Here is a 17670-nt window from a genome sequence, read left to right as displayed (position 1 = left end):
AAAAGGAGAATCGGGCAGATAAAATGACAGAACAATGTTATTAAATCATTAAACATATTTGGAGGGATTATTTCACTATGAGTTATGATGTTCATATCGGGAAGTTAATTAGTGGGAGAAGAGAATTAGAAGGTAAGGGAAGTTATCTACTTTGTACGGCCAATCAAACGATTCAAGAAATAACGACATTTGGTTCCGAAGATGGGATATTCATTAGTACACGTGATTTGGAGAATGCCCTTTACGACTTCTGCCAATCTGCCATTGCTAACTATATAGAAGAAGGAGGAAATAAAGATGTGTATACTTTCTCGCTCTATACGGATAGCTATAATGGCAGCTATATAGTGTACATTAATAATCGGGATTCTTTAGAGCAAACGGTTGCTCAATACTACGCCCAATATCAAGAAAGTTACTTAAGAACTGGTAGCAAGTTTTACAATCAAACCCTAGAGCAAATCTATAGTTCCTGTAAATTTAGTGAAGGCGATTATCCCTTTATGTACGACGAGTTGCCGAATGGCCTTGAAACCTATCTTGATATGTTCACCTGTATTAGCCAAGAAACACCCGAGTATTTAAGCAATGAGGAAAACTACATATTTGAAAAGACCATTATAGATTCAGAACTCTTTTTAATGGCCATCCAAGTTATTCATCGATTGCAAAACGACCTAAAGCAATTGAATCGTACCAAGGACTTTATTGCTTACGTGTCAGCCGCGGATGGCGTTGGTGGTGACTATTTGACATTAAGTCAGCTTATAAGAAAAACTGTACCCGAAGATCAATTGTATCAAACAATGCCTGACTTAATGAAGAAAGATATGGAATTCCGTTCTGCTGTCGAAACTATACAGCAACGCCCCCTTGTTGAACAGGTAAAACATTGGGTAGATGTGATCGAAAGAGGAGAGTTTGGTAAAGGGAGCATGCGAAGCTTCTGGCGAACAGATTATGAGGCTTATGAACAACTAGTGGAACTTGGAGGTCACGCCATCCCACATATTCAGGAGCATCTGAACAGTGAACTTAAAGATGAGACTAGGCGCATTCTAATGGTGGTGTTAGAAGATATGGAAAAACAAGGTGCTCGCTTATAATTTTTATAAAAATCGCATAAGGCGAAGGGGGAATCCAGTATGACGGACCGGATACCATGTAAGACGGAAGGTTGTAGCGCAACAATACTCCCGACTACAGCAGCCAAAACAGATGGTATTTGTATGCCATGCCATCAGGAGCATGCACGAAAAAAGCAACAAGGGTATATTGAGCAGCACCGCAAAACGGTTAATCCCTATGAAGGACTTACGAATTATGTGGACATTCTTAAGGTAATGCATGCGCCGAGAACGTATGACCCACTTATCCAATACATTCCTTATCCGTTAAGCATGGAGCAGATATACATAGCGTTATCAGAACAAGAAGCGGACAATATGCTGAAATATGCCATGGAATTACTCGCTATAAACAATGAAAGTGAAGCAGAGGAAATTCTATTGTCGCTAGTATGCTATCGAAATAAAAATATCGCCAATGCTTTACCTGAACTGATGGAGCGTAGTTTGTTTCATTATCCACTTGTTTTTAAAGATGCACCACCAGATACACAACAGCTCCTTTTAGAGCGTGTTAAATGGGATCAAGATAACCGAAACCATCTTCTCCTTATGCTCGGTTGGATTGGTAATGCCATGGTCATAGAGCAGTTTCGGCAATGGCGAAAACAGCCGCCAATATGGACAGAGCAGTTGTATGTAACGCCAGAAACCTACGCTCTTGAAGGCGGATGGGAGCTTAGCCGTGAAGGAAAGAAGCGTGACCTAATTAACCATGTCTGCTATGCAATTAGGCAAACAGATCAACAAATTGAAGATTTCAATGAAGAGCAGTATGCGCATTTTCTTGAGACAAGTCATTCAACCTGTCCGTGGTGTCATAGGAAGTTAACGAAATTAATGGACGTGGCTACCTCACATCCATCCTTGCATTATCTCAACATGCACAAGAACTTGCAGGTAATAACCTGTGATTTATGTGGAAGCTTTAGCACAATCTACATGGAGTTGGACAATGATGGTGTGCCTGTTTGGAGCCGTTATAATCAAAAACCAGCGTATCTTCCAGATATTGATGACGTAAACAGCTCTATTGAAATCATACCTAGGTTAGCCCTTGCACATGAGCCACAATCACCATACTATGCTGCGCTTTGGACGATGTCACAATTAAATTCGCAGATTGGTGGTTATCCAAGCTGGGTGCAGGATCCAACATATCCGCTTTGCCATTGCTGTGAGCAAAGAATGCGTTTTATAGGGCAGATTGATTATGCTGATTTTGATGAATATGCTGAAGGTATTTTTTATATGTTTGTCTGTCCAAAAGACAATATTACAGCAACTATCTATCAGCAAAGCTAAATAACGTTACTATGTCAAAGGGGGAATAACCTTGCATTGGAAGGAAGTTAGCAAGGCAGATAATCTACCACTTGTCCACAAGGCAGCGATGGAACTGGATGTGAATGAACGGGACGAGCGGGGGAGGACACCGCTGATGCTTTTTTTAACTAATCGTATGCCTGTACAAGCGATTGAAATATTAATAGAGCACGGAGCAGAACTTGAAGCACAAGATAAACTGGGTGAAACGCCACTTAAAAAAGCTGTAAAGTTCAAGCAAGTGGATGCTATATTGAAGCTGATCGAAGCGGGAGCCGAACTGGATTCGCCACTGGGTATTTTAGCGACGGCTTGGAATGCAGCTCGTACAGATAAAAAGCTTGCTGATCTTCTACTTGCAACAAAAGGAGCGGTTCGCCTTTCGTTGACAATGGAAGAGCAAAGCTTTGTTGAGGAGCTGTTGTATGAAGAGTCACAGAACAAACTATGCGAGAAGATAGCACACATTAATTCGCCAGAAATATTACATGCCATTGTGAACGGATATAACTGGGATGATGGTCCGGAACCGATGCTGTCCGTTTTTCATAATCCAGCAACGTCTGAAATTACACTTCTTGATATGTATGATTTGTTAGATGGGGATTACTGGATGGACAAGAGGGATTCACATGATTTACTAAACACAGAAGAGGAGAAGCGCTTTACGGAGCTTGCTGTTGCACTGTATAAAAGATTAGAGCAGTGCCGTCACTAATGATAAGAAGAGGCTGCGCCGTTGTTGTCCGCTTCGGCGGTGCTTTCCGCTCAGCACAGTAAGCCGCAACCCTTGCTAGCGCGCGGTTCGTAGCGTCTTACGCTACGTGCATTCCCGCAGGAGTCACCGCCTTCGCTACCAACAACTAGTGAACCCTTTTAATTTTTTATTAATTGCAAAAGCAAGAATAGCTAAGTCCTCCATATAGCAAAAATTTATGAACACCTTTCCTCTGTTCCTTAAATTTTTTAGTTATGTTCCAGCCTCTTTGCATTATTAGTAAGCATTTAATTTATTGATGATTTCCTCTGCTAACACATTGCTAAAGCGAATAATTCCATGTTCTTGTACAATCAGCCCTTCGTTCAGGCGTTGATTGAGCCAATCTGTAATAAAGGAAGGCGCATACCCACCTAGACCGAACTCACTGCCAAATGCGATGATGTTTTGATAAGCTTCTATATATTGGTCGTAACTAGTTTCAGGATACGACTTCGTATATAACCAAAATTGCACATCATACATGGTATAGGATAATGGATCTGCATGAAAACTAAAATGGCCTTTCTCTTCGACAATCTGTGTACATATGCTACGGATTTTCTGTTCCACTTGTTCCACCTCTGTTACACGAGAGCACAGCTCCTCCAGCAGAGGAGAAAACTTCCCGTTTGCTACTTTAGCCAGGGCTTCTTCTTTGTCTTCTTCAGAAGTATCATATTGTTCTTCACTCACTAAGCCTTTAATAAACGCTTCAAAATTATCGGCAAGGAACGTAATCTCATAATCATCTTCTTGATCGACATGAATCACTTCAGGTTCACCATCTCGACCACATGCTCGATAGTCTAACATCACGACATCATGCCCGGCTGAAGGACAATCACAAATAACTACTCCAATGTCTGGATATCCCCATTCCTCTATCATAAACGGACTACCCAAATCTCCGCATAGGGAATAGCTTTTCTCACGTCCAATACCCATAATACCTGTAATGGCAATATGATCTTCCGCCCAGGAAGTTGCCATCTCTGTTGGAAAGCAAGTATTCCTCGGTACTCCGCCATTGTGTTGCTTCATTATATAAATATACGAAGCGGGGAGTTTATAACCAAGTTCTTTCTCTATAGAGGCAATTAGTTCATCTGACGGTGGCTCAGATTGATAGGATGTTCTTGCATACTCGCTATCTTCCCAAAATGCACTTAGAGACATATTTGAAAAAGGAATCCTCTTTTCTACGGAACCGCCTCGCTCGGAGTAGGCCTTCTTCTGGGCAAGCCGAAGTGCTTCACTTTTTTGCTTCTTAGCTTTAAGGGTACTCTGTCTTAGAAAATACTCGGTGCTGCGATCTCCGGAATCTAATTGGTCAGATATGCTGAAAGCTTGAGCTGCTTCCTCATAGCGGTTTAAATAATAGAAAGCAAAGCCTACCCGATAATGCCATAGCGCATCTTGTTTACCTGCCTCAGAAATTTTACTAAAATGATTGAGCGCTTCTTCGTAAAGACCCAAATTGTTATAGGCTCTAGCCAAAATGCTAATCAATTCATCGTCTCGTTCTTCTTCAGGAATTGCTAAAAGTGTATCGACAATTCGCTGATGTTCGTCTACTTCATGCCACTCGTTCAATTGATTTATAAGCTTTTGTTCCATTTCTACCTCCAAATGATTTCTCAATAAATACTACATATGTATCTGATAAATCTCTACCTTTAAATAGTAACATCTATAAATGAAGGATTCTAGAATTTTCCTGTATGAAACCATAGCGGGGTTTACATATTGATTGTTTATTGATTACTTCATGCCCATTTATCCCATGCTATAGATAGATGGGGGGTGCTGGCTAATGGATTATGAATATACCGTGAAGTTTTACTTTAATGAAAGCCGTGAAGAAGAATATAAAATTAAACAGAATATTGGACAAGAAACATTTGTAGAAGAACTGTCTAATGGATTCAATGAAAAGCCTTGGTATTCATTTACCGAAACTGAACATTTTAAAACGATATTAATTAGTACGAAAGAAGTGTATAAGGTATCGGTCGTGCAAAATGTTGTCACATTTGATTAATCCAATGCATTAAGTCATCTCCAATTGTGGGGTGGCTTTTTCTTATGTCCCACATATGTTTGTGAAAAAAGGTATGCTAAAATAGAAATACAAAGAAATGAGGGGAGTATACACCATGTTTGGATATAAAGAACCAGACCTTACAACTTATTTGAAGAATCGGAAAAATATAATCGTAGAAAATTACAAGGTAACTTTGTTATCAAAAATTTTACCTAAAGTGATTATTTTTTACGTAATTGCGTGGCTTTATAAAGGATTTAATACAAGGGCAGGTCTGAATGAGACTGCTAGTGAAGTGATGTTAAGAATATCAATAGAACTGATTATGCCAACGATTTTGTTATTTATATTAGCTGCTCTTATTCTTTGGTTTTTTAGAATAAGGACATATAAGCAAGAAATGAAAAAGGTAGAGCATTTAGAGTCGATCCTTCAAATCTTAAAAGAAAAATATTTTCCGTTCACTTCTTGGAATGATGTGCAGGCAAACAAAGGTTTCATAAACCCGACTATTTTTCCTCTCCAACCTCAACTGGTAAATGTTCCGAATAATGAACAACCCGAATACATAAAACAACAAATAAATGAATTAGATGGCTTAAAGTTATATAGTGATAATGCCACGAAGGTTTTTGAAACGATTAACAGTCTCGATTTTGGCTATCCGACTTATGTCTCTTTAATACTTGACTCATTCATTCAAAAGGGAACAATTGATATTGAATTACTTACTAATCAACAAATGCTGATTAGAGCATACAATGATGAGTGGGCAAAGGCGTATCATACATATGAAAAAAATGAGGGGATTGCTAGTGCTGGTAATCGAGGCGAAGAGCGTGTAGAAAATGAGTTAAAGATGCTTTCTGAATATTGTTCATACTTATCAAATGTTCGGATAGAAGTAGATGGACAATCGGTAGAAACGGATAATATCATTTTTTCACCAAATGGTATCTTTATATTAGAGGTTAAAAACTTCTCTGAGAGTGGTTCATACAGCTTAAAAATTGCAAAGGATGGACAATGGCAACGAGTATATGCTAATAGTGTTCAACCGATGAAGGATGTCACAGCACAAAACAACCGCCATATTTTCTTAAAAGAACGACTGATCCGAGAACAATGGACATTACTTTATGGAGAAGCTGCTCCAAAAATTCAACTTCGTACCTTAATTGTTATTGCCAATGATAAAGTTATGATAGAAAATGAATCAGATATCCCAGTTATTCGAATATCACAAATTTATCACCAAATTCAAAAATTTAATGATAATCTATCTCAAGATACTTTAAACAAAGTGAAAAGCATTATACAATCCAATCGTCTTCCGCCAAAGGTCTATCCAATTGAAAATTATAACCATCAATTGCGTGACGCCCGAAAAATGATTAATCTTGTAGAAGGCTATGGGGCAGACATATTCCATTTGATTCATGAATACAAAAATGAGGCAAGTAAAGGTACAAAAAAATAAGTCAGTTTAGAACAAACTTTGAAAAGACACATACCACTTAGGCATGTGTCTTTTCATTATTTTATGCTGTAAGAGCTCTTTTTCCAAGAAACTATTAAAAATATTTTTCCTCCGAAGCATTGTCAATTCACAAATGTTACCTCGACGTTACTATGAAACGAAAATGTGCGTACTTTTATTTCCTCTTGCTGGACTTCATAATGAGAAAGCAATCAAGCAAACAGACAAATGGAGGAATAAAAATGATTCAACATTTACAAGATACAATCACATTAAATAACGGTTTACAAATGCCTGGAATGGGGTTAGGTGTTTTTCAAGTAGAAAATGATGCTACTGCTGAGATGGTGAAAAATGCCATAGAGGTTGGCTATCGAAGTATTGATACTGCTGCTATTTACGGCAATGAAGTGGGCGTAGGTGAAGGTATTAACTTAGCGCTTGCATCTACTAACTTACGTCGTGAAGACTTATTTATTACATCAAAAGTATGGAATGACGGATTAAGCTATGACGATACCATTGCGGCATATGAAGAAAGCCTACAAAAACTAGGATTAGAATATTTAGATCTTTACCTTATTCATTGGCCAGGTAAAGACAAGTATGCAGAAAGTTGGAGAGCACTTGAAGATTTATATGAACAAGGCAAAATCAAAGCAATTGGCGTATGTAATTTCACAATAGCGCACTTAGAAAACCTATTATCATTTGCTCGTATCAAACCTGTTGTCAATCAGGTAGAATTTCACCCACATTTACAGCAAGTGGAGCTTCGCACATTTTGTGATAAGCACCAAATTCACCTAGAAGCATGGGCACCATTAATGCAAGGTGGACTGCTTGAAGATGACACGATTGCACAAATTGCGACTAAATATGGAAAATCTATTGCTCAAGTTATTTTACGTTGGGATGTGCAAAATGGTGTTATTACAATTCCAAAATCTGTACGTAGAGAACGCATGCTGCAAAATGCTGATATTTTTGACTTTCATTTAACAGACGAAGAAATGGCTATTATCAATTTGATGAACCTTGAACAACGTGTTGGACCAAACCCAGATGAATTCGACTTTGCACTATAAGCATTCAAAAGGAAAAGAGACTGTCTAGTATGTGACAGTCTCTTTCTTCTCTTATTACGATGTATGCTGCATCGCGATATCTTCATCACGTTGTTTTAAAACGACGTCTTCACCTTTATTTTGTAATACTTCAACATGCTTTTCGCCCCATGTGCAAAGCATATTCAAAATAGGTTCCATTTCTTCTCCATAAGGCGTTAAGGAATATTCAACTTTCGGCGGAACTTGATTGAAGACCATGCGATTAATTAATCCAGCTTGCTCTAGTTCTCTTAATTGACTAGTAAGCATTTTTTGCGAAATTTTTGGAATCAATCGGCGAAATTCATTTGTGCGAATTTTACCATGGTGGTTTAAATGACATAGAATGATTGGTTTCCACTTTCCACCTATCACTTCAAGCGTTGCTTCAACACCAATATTATAAATTTTTTGCATGGTAACCCCCGTAATATTCAATAGTAACTAAAAGTACTCTATAGACATTTTAGATATGTATGGATATTACTACACTTAAAAAGAAAAATCAAAGGAGATCGTTATTGTATGTCACATTTAAAAAAGCCAAATGCTAAATTAACTTTGTTAGCACTTGCAATTAGTGCTTTTGGTATAGGGTCCACTGAATTTATCAGTGTAGGGCTACTACCATTAATAAAAGATGATTTTGATATATCGTTAAGCACAGCCGGATTAACCGTTTCGATATATGCAATAGGTGTAACTATTGGTGCGCCATTATTAACAGCCTTAACATCACGCCTTCGTCGCAAAACGGTTTTATTGCTTGTAATGGTCATTTTTATAATTGGTAATTTAATAGCAGCGTTAGCACCTATTTTCTCTATTTTAATTATTGGACGTATTATTTCAGCGTTAGCACACGGTGTTTTCATGTCCATCGCTTCTGTTATTGCGGCAGATGTAGTTGAACCACATAAACGAGCAAGTGCCATCGCTTTTATGTTTACAGGTTTAACATTAGCGACTGTAACAGGGGTTCCACTTGGTACCTTTATTGGTCAAGTAATGGACTGGCGCATGTCTTTTCTCTTTATTGTGGTAATTGGTGTCTTAGGTTTAATTAGTAACGCAATGTTAGTACCTAATCATTTGTCAAAAGGCAATCCAATCTCTTTGCGTGATATCGGCCAAGTACTAAGTAATATTCGCATGTTACTCATACTTTTCATTACTGCAATTGGCTATGGTGGTGCCTTTGTTGCTTACACCTATATTTCACCTATTTTAGAGCAATACATGGGATATTCACCCTATGCTGTTGTTGTAATTTTAGTTGTTTATGGTATTTGTGTTGCAATTGGAAATACATTAGGAGGCCACTTTGCTAATCAAAATCCACTTCGTTCAATCTTTATCATTTTTCTTGGACTTGCCTTTGCATTACTTGGCATTAACTTTACATTGAACTCACCAATTATCGGTTTAATGATGGTACTGTTAATGGGACTATTTATGTTCATGAATGTCCCAGGGTTGCAACTATATGCAGTGATTTTGTCTGAAAAATATGTACCAACAGCTATTTCGATGGCTTCCGCATTGAATATTTCTGCTTTTAACATTGGTATATTTCTAGGATCTTATAGTGGGGGCTTTATTATTCGCCATCAATCGTTAGCATATACACCGCTTTATGGATTTTTCATGGTTCTGCTTGCAGCAATTGTTACACTATCATGGATACTTTTCGATAGAAAGAGAAAATAGATTGTCAGTTTCATAAGTAACGATATTGAAAAAGGAAGCTCAAAAAAGGCTTCCTTTTTGTTGATATTATTTTAGCTAAAATATATAAATACAAATCGAACCTTATTGTCGCGCTATAGAAGAGGGCGATCAGTTCGTATGTTTCGTTTCATACTGGATGTTTACTTTAATTTTGTGCAAGTCCCTATCAATTTTTGAAATTAACATATGTATTTCTTCATTTTCTGAAGCGTTAAACGTTTCTCCTCTTCGTTTGCTTAATGTGACTGTTTGATTGATTAACCGCAAACAAGATTTAATTAACGCTAAATCTGTTTTGATTGCTTCTTTATTTAAAATGTCTATTTCATCCATTAATATGCACCCCCACTATAAATAATACAATATCAGTAATAATTAACCAATGCACAGCGCTGTCCTTAAAAAACTAAGGAACTATATAGTAACCAGTTCATCTGTTGTTCATCTTGCCTTTGTAAAATAAATCTGGGCAATAAGTGTATGCATTCTTATAACGGTACATTTAAATTTGTGCTATGAATCGGGTGATTGAAATGCTAATAGTGGCTACAATATTTATTACAGCAGCATTAATTTTTTATTCAGTAGGCGTTTGGTCAGAAAAATTTCAAAAAACATTAAAATTGTGGCATGTGATCATTTTTTGGATAGGCTTCATATGCGATACGCTTGGAACGACCTTGATGGAAAAAATGGCTACAGAAGGATTTTTATTTAGTTTTCATGGTGTAACAGGTTTATTAGCTATTGTCTTAATGTTATTTCATGCCATTTGGGCTTCCGTTGTATTGGTGAAAAATGACTCGAAAATGAAGCATAAGTTTCATAAGTTAAGCATGGTCGTATGGTTTATCTGGTTGATTCCTTATATATCCGGAATGATATTTGGGATGATTAATAAATTTTAGTTGGTACTTTGAAAAGGTTGAATCAGTTATAAAAATTACACTTTTATTATTATGTCACAATACTTTCATTTGATATTCAAATCATATATGGTATGGTGTTGAATGGGGCATTTACTGAATTCCAATTTTCAATAGGCGCTATCTAAATCAACATTATATTTTAGCTCTAAAATAAATGTACGAGCAAAATAACATCCAATTAGATGGTTACGATTAATGTAAATCCCTTTTAATTGAGTAGTGGATGAAACATCCCTCTTGAGACACTGAGCAATGAAGGTGATACAAATAAATTACTTGCTACTACATTAATAAATTATGAAAGAGCTGATAAGATATGACATGGGGTTTAGTTATGACAATAGTGATTGGATCTATTGTTAAATTGGTAATGAGTCCTCCAAGCATCGTTGTAGGATGGACTGTCAGTAAATTTGAACTGCACAAAAAACTGGATGCAAAAGATGTTACCGTAACCTATAACGGAAAGAAATTAGAAGAAGAAGAAAAAAGTAGATTTACTAACTATTTTAATGAAGCTTCATTTTTAAAAAAGCATTATATTTTCCCAGGTAATGAAAAGTTATTTTTAGAACCTGAATCAAATGTCACACCATTTGTTATCAATTTGAAAAAAGGCAAAAAGGATATACATTTCTTTGTTTTTAATTATGATAATCACGTTGACATCGTGAAGAAATACAAGGAAAATATCGTTTCATACAGTGTAAGTTCTGATTGTTTACAAAACTTTTCAACGTCCAAAGGTTTAGTATAAAAAGCTTTCATAGCAAATGATTCAACCAGTTGTCGCTATTATAGCGGCGAACACCTAGTGGAGAAATTGCAATACAGAATTAATTATAAAGAGGCTGGGACATAAGAGAAAAAGTGTTAGATTGACTGCCATCAATCTAACACTTTTTTGCTATGCCGTTGTTGTCCGCTACGGCGGTGCTTTCCGCTCAGCACAGTAAGCCGCAACCCTCGCTAACGCGCGGAATGCCAGCGTCTAACATTATGTGCTGTTCTGAGCTGGAGTCACCGCCTTCGCTACCAACAACTAGTGAACACTTCTAATTTTTTTAATTGCAAAAGCAAGAATAGCTAAGGTCTCCATATAGCAAAAAATTATGAACACCTTTCGTCTGCTTCTTAAATTTTTTTAGTTATGTCCCAGCCCCTTTTATTGCGTCGTCTTCTTTAAAATAGTAAAAAAATTGCTATCGTTTGAGATTTATAGTCCTCTTTTTTTTACGTCGTATTTATTTGAAATTGACTAGGATGGATTTTGTTTATAAAATTTGTACTGTGTTTAGTAAGTTAAATGGTTTTTACAGCACAAAATAGCTTTAAGTTAGCAGCATTTGCCTTCTATAAGAATTAGCAAATACATGAATTACACGTGATTTTCTTACTAATGGTTAGAGGTTAGTTAAAATTATTAATAATACATGGCGTTTGAATGGATGGTGTCAGTAAATGTTAACAGAAAATATAAGGTCAGCTAAAAGAGGAAAAAATGAACGGAATGGTATTCACAATTGGCATCCCTATTATGCTAGTTACTCTGAATACTTTGTGGAGGATATGCTAGATTATTTAGGAGCTAATGAGAGCTCGATTGTACTCGATCCTTGGATGGGTAGTGGGACAACGGCTTTAGTGTGCCAAAAGAGAGGAATCAAATCTTTTGGTATAGATATCAACCCAGTGATGGTCATTTTTTCGAAAGCTAAAACTAGAAATTTAATTGAATTGAATTTGGATAGTATCGGAAATGCTATTAAGGAAACTGCTAGTCATGTGAAACTTGCAGAAGATGAATTTTTAAATAATGAAGACACATTAGAATTTGTAAGTGATAAACATCTAAATGTGTTAAATAAAATTCAACTAGCTATCGACGATGTTTGTAAGCATCACAGCGATATTTCGGATGCCCCATTATCAGATACAATACGAGCTTTTTACTTTGCAGTTCTATTTAGATGTTTAAGATACGTAGGGAAATTCAAAATAGGTAAAAATCCAACATGGCTAGTGAATGAAATACGTAAAGCGAGAACCGACGAAGTAGATACATATCATTTATTTTATCATTATGTAAAGGCCATGATAAAAGACTTAGAAACATACTATACGAATATTTTAAATTGTGACTATTCCTATCCCTCTTTGTATGAAGGGGATAGTAAAAAAATGATTTTTTCTGATTGTACCGCAGATAATATCATTACTTCTCCTCCGTATTTAACACGCATTGATTACGCTGTTTCTACAAAGCCAGAACTATTGTTTTTAGGCTATAAACAAGATACGGATTTTGATAGAGTGAGAAGAGCAACTATGGGAGCTCCTGTTATTGCTGATAAAAATATAGACATAAACGAAAAATGGGGTAGTTGTATTTGTTCCTTTTTAAAACAGGTGAAAGAACATCATGCAAAAGCCTCCCAAAGTTATTACCTACCTATATTTCTACAGTATTTTAGAGATGCATTTGAGTCATTACATGAAATCAAACGAGTGTTAAAACCAAATGGAAAAGCTTGTCTTGTGGTGCAATCTTCTTATTATAAAGATGTAGAAGCTAAACTAGGAGAAATGTATGTGGAAATGGCTCAATCCCTTAATTTAGAATCACAAATTATTAAACGAGATGTTGTGAAACATCATTTAGCCAATGTTAATACGAAATCTTCGAAATATGTGAAAAATAAAATTTACTATGAGGATGCTGTTCTTATAAGAAAGAAGGGGAAAAATTGACGGAGTATAGTAGCCATAGAGAACAAGTAGCACAAGTTCATGGTGTGTCAGATAGACAAAATATCGTCGAAAATGCTTTATTACACGCATTCGAACCTTTTATTTTTATAAAAGAAGTACCATTTATTAATTTTGGTAATATGACTGCTGGTGAATTAGCGAATGCATTTCGCGCTTACCCTATCGTGGTCAAATCCATTTTAGCGACGGTAAATGTTGCAGGAAGGGCGATTAAGCGAGATTTAGATATATCTATTGATACATATTGTGATAAGTTACCGAAAGAAAAAGCGGCAATTTTAGCAGGTTATATTAAACCGATGTTGCCCAATGAACTTGCAATTCCTGCAATATGTGAATTGGATAGATGGTTTTATGTAGATAAAGAAATAAGAAAATTTAAAGGTAGTTGGGAAAAAGCGATTCTTACTATTTTAAAAAAGAATGCCGTAACAGATGATTTTAAAAAAGTTAAGTTTGAATGGGATGGGGAAAACTTTCAATTAGATGCAGTACATCCATCCAATGCGCCCTATAAGGTTGGTATCGATGTCAGAAGAATTGAGGCAAAACAAGATATCCATAAAAGGGCAGATGAAATCATCAATAAGGCGAGAAAATTTAAAAAAATTTGTCCAAATGCTAGCTTTTACGCAATAATTTATTACCCATTTACGAGTGAACATATTAATTTACAAACCAGATTAAAAGATGAACATATTAATGGTGTTTTTTTTGCTACCGAATCATTTTCAAGTATTGAACAGCAGACAAAGTATATTTTAAGTTCAGAAGGTTTACTGAAGGACGAGATTTATTAGATAATGAATAAATAATAGGTTATGAAGCAAAGTTAGAAATAATAAGGAGGAAACAACTATGTCAAAGAAAAATAAAGCGTTATCACTCGAACAATGTGAGGAATTACTTCAAACTTTGCAAGAGCGATTTGAGAAAAATATGAATCGCCATCAAGGACTTGATTGGACTTCAGTACAAGCAAAGCTCGAGACGAAAGCTGAAAAACTATGGTCACTCAATGAAATGGAAAACACTGGCGGTGAGCCTGATGTCGTAGGGTATGACGAAAATACGGGGGAGTTTATTTTTTATGATTGTGCAACGGAGAGCCCGAAAGGTCGCAGAAGTGTTTGTTACGATCGTGAAGCATTGGAGTCAAGGAAGAAGCATCAACCAGAAAATACTGCGATAGATATGGCAACGGTTATGGGCATTGAACTTTTAACAGAAGAACAATACCGAGCATTGCAGGAACTAGGTACTTTCGATTTAAAAACGTCGAGCTGGGTACAAACACCTGCAAATATTCGAAAACTGGGCGGGGCCATTTTCTGTGATCGTCGCTACGATACGGTCTTTATGTACCATAATGGAGCGGATTCCTACTATGCTGCAAGAGGCTTCCGTGGCGCGCTTAAAGTATAAATATAAAAAACTTCGGAGAGCTTTCTAGAGCGTTTATGCTTTTTAGAAAGCTTTTATTTATTACAATTTAGTATTAAGGGGAGTGGTTATGTGATTTTCAGCAAAGTATTTGAGGAACCAAATAGTACACATTGTACAAATACAATTTTTAGGGAAGCTGTTAGAGCCATCATTTTAAATCAAGATAAAGTTTTGCTAGTTCATTCAAATAAGGGAGATTACAAATTTCCAGGAGGGGGACCTAGAGGACAATGAAACTCATTTACAAGGGTTAGTACGGGAAGTAAGGGAAGAAACAGGTTATGTGAATTGCTATGTTTATAACAAGCTGGGCTTGATTTATGAAAAGAAAGTGGCTGATGATGACGACAACACATTATTCCAAATGACATCCCATTATTATCTTTGTGAATTAAATGATACAAGGATGATAGCACAGCAACTAGAAGCATACGAATCCGAACTGCAATTTACTCCGAAATGGGTATTAATTGATGAAGCAATTAAACAAAATGAAAACTTGGGGAATACATTAGAGAACAACCGATGGCTACAGCGTGAAACCTTTGTTTTAAAAGAGCTGAAAAGATACGTAGCGTCAGGATTATTAAAGCTATCATATTAACGAAAACAGTCATCCATGCAAATTTGCAGGGTGACTGTTTCTTTCATATGAAAGCGGGAGCTAGTGAAAAATGTAAAGATAGTATTTCAACCAGCTCGTCTATTTTGAAACACAATGAAAAGGGTCACTAGGCTGGGAATAACCCTTTTTTAAAGAGAGGTGCAATCAATCTGTATGTTAGAATTAGCAGTCTTCTTTGCTATTTATGAAAGTAGCGCCAACAATAATTAAAAGAATAAATAATACAACGATTAGAGCGAATGTTGAACCATAGCCATTGTTATTACCGTATTCATAGTTACCACAATAATTGTTGTTCCAACTGCCCCCTACATTTCCGCCGAAGTATCCCATGGAAAATCCCTCCTTTCTTCAATATATAGTATGTATACTACTAAGAAGTGGAGGGGTGTTTATCCATTGGGGTAAGAAAAATAATGAAATCGCCATTAAAATAGTTGGAATCGCCAGCAGAACAAAGGAAATCGCCACAAATGCACAAGAATCGCCACAAAAACCTCCACAATCGCCACAAAAACCATTTGTGCAATTCGTTATTGGTTACTTTGCAACCCAGTGATTTTTAGAAACTTCTACAAGTTGTGTATTGTCTAAGTTAAAACGGTTTACCATCAACTCTTCCTCGGTCATGACTTGGCGTTTCTTTTGTTTTTCAATGGCTGGGTCTGGAATCGGAATAGACTGTAGTAACATCTTTGTATAAGGATGTTGTGGATTGGCATACAGCTCTTCGCTCTCTGCTAATTCTACAATTTTTCCTCCATACATAACGGCAACGCGATCGCTAATATGTTTGACCATCGACAAATCGTGGGCGATAAATAAATAGGTTAAACCTAAACGTTGTTGTAAGTCTTTCAGTAAATCCACTACTTGCTTTTGAATGGAAACATCTAGAGCAGACAGTGGTTCATCACATACTATAAAATTTGGCTCGACAGCTAAAGCACGTGCAATGCCAATACGTTGACGTTGCCCGCCACTAAATTCATGAGGGTAGCGTAAAGCATGTTCCTTTTTTAAGCCTACTAGTTCGAGTAATTCTTCAACTCGTGCACGACGTTGTTCTGTTGATGTCGTTAATTTATGTACATCAAGCGCTTCCCCGATAATATCCAGCACCTTTTTACGAGGGTTTAGTGATGAATAGGGGTCTTGGAAAATAATTTGCATATGACGTCGCATGCTTTTTAACTCATTTTTAGATAAGCGTGTAACAGGTACCCCTTTATACAACACTTCACCGTCTGTTGGTTCATGGAGCTGTAAAATCGTACGCCCGGTTGTTGATTTGCCTGAACCAGATTCACCAACGAGCCCCAATGTCTCGCCAGGGAAAATACGGAATGATAAATCATCGACTGCCTTTAAAAGCTCACCTTTCTTTAAATCGAAATGCTTTGATAAATTGCGAACTTCAATAAGCGGTACAGTTAAATCTATATTTTGTGCTAGATGGGGTGGCTGTTTCGGTTCTTTTTTTTCATGAAGCTTTGGCAGAGCGTGTAACAGACGCTTTGTATAGGGGTGCTGTGGATTAGCAAATATTTCTTCTGTAGTGCCTTCCTCAACGATTTCTCCCTCTTTCATGACAATGACACGATCACACATACCGGCAACTACACCTAAATCATGTGTAATTAAGATGATAGATGTCCCTAGACGCTCTTGTATTTGTTTCATAATGCTTAAAATTTGTGCTTGGATAGTGACATCCAGAGCTGTTGTTGGTTCGTCAGCAATTAACAGGGCAGGGTTACAGGCAAGGGCCATGGTTATCATGACACGTTGACGCATACCACCACTAAATTCATGCGGGTACTGATGATAACGCTCCTCACTATTTTTTATACCAACAGATTTTAATAATTCAATCGTCTTTTCGTATGCTTGCTTTTTAGACAGTTTTTGATGCTTCATTAAACCTTCAGCAATTTGTTCACCAACACGAATGGTTGGATTAGTGGATGTCATCGGGTCTTGGAAAATCATACTAATATCTTTTCCCCGAATCGCTTCCATTTGCTTTTCCGATTGTGTCACTAGATTGTCCCCTTGGAAAAGAATTGTTCCAGACTTTAAAAAAGAAGGGGGGGAAGGAAGAAGACGCATAATGGAGCGAGCCGTTACACTTTTACCGCTACCCGATTCGCCTACAATGCCCACTGTTTCTCCTTTATTGACATAAAAGTTAACACCTTTTACTGCTTCAAATTCACTCTCTCCCGTAATAAAAGAAACGCGTAAATCTTGTATTTCAAGAATTTTTTCACTCATCGAATGCTCATCCTTTTATAAATTTTAAATATTCTTGTTGACGA

General features: G+C 36.7%; 19 protein-coding genes. 14 read left to right on the top strand and 5 right to left on the bottom strand.

The annotated features are described in order from the left end of the window. Positions 1-77: 77 nt before the first annotated feature. Genes MHH88_RS15650 through MHH88_RS15640 form a run of 3 tightly spaced genes read left to right on the top strand, consistent with a single transcriptional unit; the run spans position 78 to position 3171 of the window. Positions 78-1106, top strand: a complete 1029-nt coding sequence (locus MHH88_RS15650; RefSeq protein ID WP_339259220.1) for a DUF4303 domain-containing protein — start codon at positions 78-80, stop codon at positions 1104-1106. Between the two features lie 39 nt (positions 1107-1145). Next, entirely contained in the window at positions 1146-2432 is a 1287-nt protein-coding gene (locus MHH88_RS15645; RefSeq protein ID WP_339259218.1) for a DUF1963 domain-containing protein, read from the top strand. 31 nt (positions 2433-2463) lie between these two features. Then, entirely contained in the window at positions 2464-3171 is a 708-nt protein-coding gene (locus tag MHH88_RS15640) for a DUF4274 domain-containing protein (RefSeq protein WP_339259216.1), read from the top strand. 276 nt (positions 3172-3447) lie between these two features. Here MHH88_RS15640 and MHH88_RS15635 read toward each other — a convergent pair whose 3' ends face one another. Next, positions 3448-4830: an SMI1/KNR4 family protein gene (locus MHH88_RS15635; RefSeq protein WP_339263097.1), complete on the bottom strand. Its 1383-nt coding sequence runs from the start codon at positions 4828-4830 to the stop codon at positions 3448-3450. Between the two features lie 196 nt (positions 4831-5026). Here MHH88_RS15635 and MHH88_RS15630 point away from each other — a divergent pair, with 196 nt between their 5' ends. The 3 genes from MHH88_RS15630 (at position 5027) to MHH88_RS15620 (ending at position 7825) form a co-directional block, all read left to right on the top strand. Then, positions 5027-5254: a hypothetical protein gene (locus MHH88_RS15630; protein WP_069508694.1), complete on the top strand. Its 228-nt coding sequence runs from the start codon at positions 5027-5029 to the stop codon at positions 5252-5254. 115 nt (positions 5255-5369) lie between these two features. Continuing rightward, positions 5370-6737 (top strand): nuclease-related domain-containing protein, encoded by a 1368-nt coding sequence (locus MHH88_RS15625; RefSeq protein WP_339259214.1) that lies wholly within the window; start codon positions 5370-5372, stop codon positions 6735-6737. Positions 6738-6979: 242 nt separating this feature from the next. Then, positions 6980-7825: an aldo/keto reductase gene (locus tag MHH88_RS15620; protein WP_069508691.1), complete on the top strand. Its 846-nt coding sequence runs from the start codon at positions 6980-6982 to the stop codon at positions 7823-7825. Positions 7826-7879: 54 nt separating this feature from the next. On the opposite strand, the gene MHH88_RS15615 is transcribed toward MHH88_RS15620, so the two are convergent. After that, positions 7880-8263, bottom strand: coding sequence for a helix-turn-helix domain-containing protein (locus tag MHH88_RS15615; RefSeq protein WP_069508689.1), 384 nt, complete (start codon positions 8261-8263; stop codon positions 7880-7882). Positions 8264-8371: 108 nt separating this feature from the next. Here MHH88_RS15615 and MHH88_RS15610 point away from each other — a divergent pair, with 108 nt between their 5' ends. Beyond that, positions 8372-9556 (top strand): MFS transporter, encoded by a 1185-nt coding sequence (locus tag MHH88_RS15610; RefSeq protein WP_339259210.1) that lies wholly within the window; start codon positions 8372-8374, stop codon positions 9554-9556. Between the two features lie 129 nt (positions 9557-9685). Here MHH88_RS15610 and MHH88_RS15605 read toward each other — a convergent pair whose 3' ends face one another. After that, entirely contained in the window at positions 9686-9910 is a 225-nt protein-coding gene (locus MHH88_RS15605) for a phosphoglycerate mutase (protein WP_069508680.1), read from the bottom strand. Positions 9911-10110: 200 nt separating this feature from the next. On the opposite strand from MHH88_RS15605, the gene MHH88_RS15600 reads away from it, so the two are divergent. The 6 genes from MHH88_RS15600 (at position 10111) to MHH88_RS15575 (ending at position 15328) form a co-directional block, all read left to right on the top strand. Beyond that, a complete protein-coding gene (locus MHH88_RS15600; protein ID WP_069508677.1) occupies positions 10111-10485 on the top strand; it encodes an HsmA family protein in 375 nt (124 codons plus the stop codon). Positions 10486-10822: 337 nt separating this feature from the next. Beyond that, complete coding sequence (locus tag MHH88_RS15595; RefSeq protein WP_069508675.1) at positions 10823-11263, top strand: YfmQ family protein; 441 nt, start codon at positions 10823-10825, stop codon at positions 11261-11263. A 704-nt stretch (positions 11264-11967) separates the two neighbouring features. After that, positions 11968-13257 carry a DNA methyltransferase gene (locus MHH88_RS15590; RefSeq protein ID WP_339259206.1) on the top strand — a complete coding sequence of 430 codons (1290 nt, stop codon included), beginning with the start codon at positions 11968-11970 and terminating at the stop codon, positions 13255-13257. Beyond that, complete coding sequence (locus MHH88_RS15585; protein WP_339259204.1) at positions 13254-14078, top strand: hypothetical protein; 825 nt, start codon at positions 13254-13256, stop codon at positions 14076-14078. Before MHH88_RS15590 ends, MHH88_RS15585 begins: the two co-directional genes overlap by 4 nt. A gap of 58 nt (positions 14079-14136) precedes the next feature. Next, positions 14137-14703 carry a DUF4256 domain-containing protein gene (locus MHH88_RS15580; RefSeq protein ID WP_339259202.1) on the top strand — a complete coding sequence of 189 codons (567 nt, stop codon included), beginning with the start codon at positions 14137-14139 and terminating at the stop codon, positions 14701-14703. A gap of 202 nt (positions 14704-14905) precedes the next feature. Then, the gene (locus MHH88_RS15575; protein ID WP_339263095.1) at positions 14906-15328 is read left to right on the top strand and encodes an NUDIX domain-containing protein; all 423 of its coding nucleotides are present in this window, start codon (positions 14906-14908) and stop codon (positions 15326-15328) included. A gap of 183 nt (positions 15329-15511) precedes the next feature. Here MHH88_RS15575 and MHH88_RS15570 read toward each other — a convergent pair whose 3' ends face one another. Then, positions 15512-15682 (bottom strand): YjcZ family sporulation protein, encoded by a 171-nt coding sequence (locus MHH88_RS15570; protein ID WP_081327855.1) that lies wholly within the window; start codon positions 15680-15682, stop codon positions 15512-15514. Between the two features lie 55 nt (positions 15683-15737). On the opposite strand from MHH88_RS15570, the gene MHH88_RS15565 reads away from it, so the two are divergent. Continuing rightward, on the top strand, positions 15738-15908 hold the full coding sequence (locus MHH88_RS15565; RefSeq protein WP_339259200.1) for a hypothetical protein: 171 nt from the start codon (positions 15738-15740) through the stop codon (positions 15906-15908). Here MHH88_RS15565 and MHH88_RS15560 read toward each other — a convergent pair. Continuing rightward, on the bottom strand, positions 15890-17626 hold the full coding sequence (locus MHH88_RS15560) for an ABC transporter ATP-binding protein (RefSeq protein WP_339259198.1): 1737 nt from the start codon (positions 17624-17626) through the stop codon (positions 15890-15892). The two genes, MHH88_RS15565 and MHH88_RS15560, sit on opposite strands and share 19 nt — an antisense overlap. Between the last annotated feature and the right edge of the window lie 44 nt (positions 17627-17670).

The organism is Lysinibacillus sp. FSL K6-3209 (assembly GCF_037976175.1).
Classification (GTDB): Bacteria; Bacillota; Bacilli; order Bacillales_A; family Planococcaceae; genus Lysinibacillus; species Lysinibacillus sphaericus_D.
The sequence above is the reverse complement of the archived record's forward strand: the minus strand, read 5'-3'. Positions and strand labels throughout refer to the sequence as shown.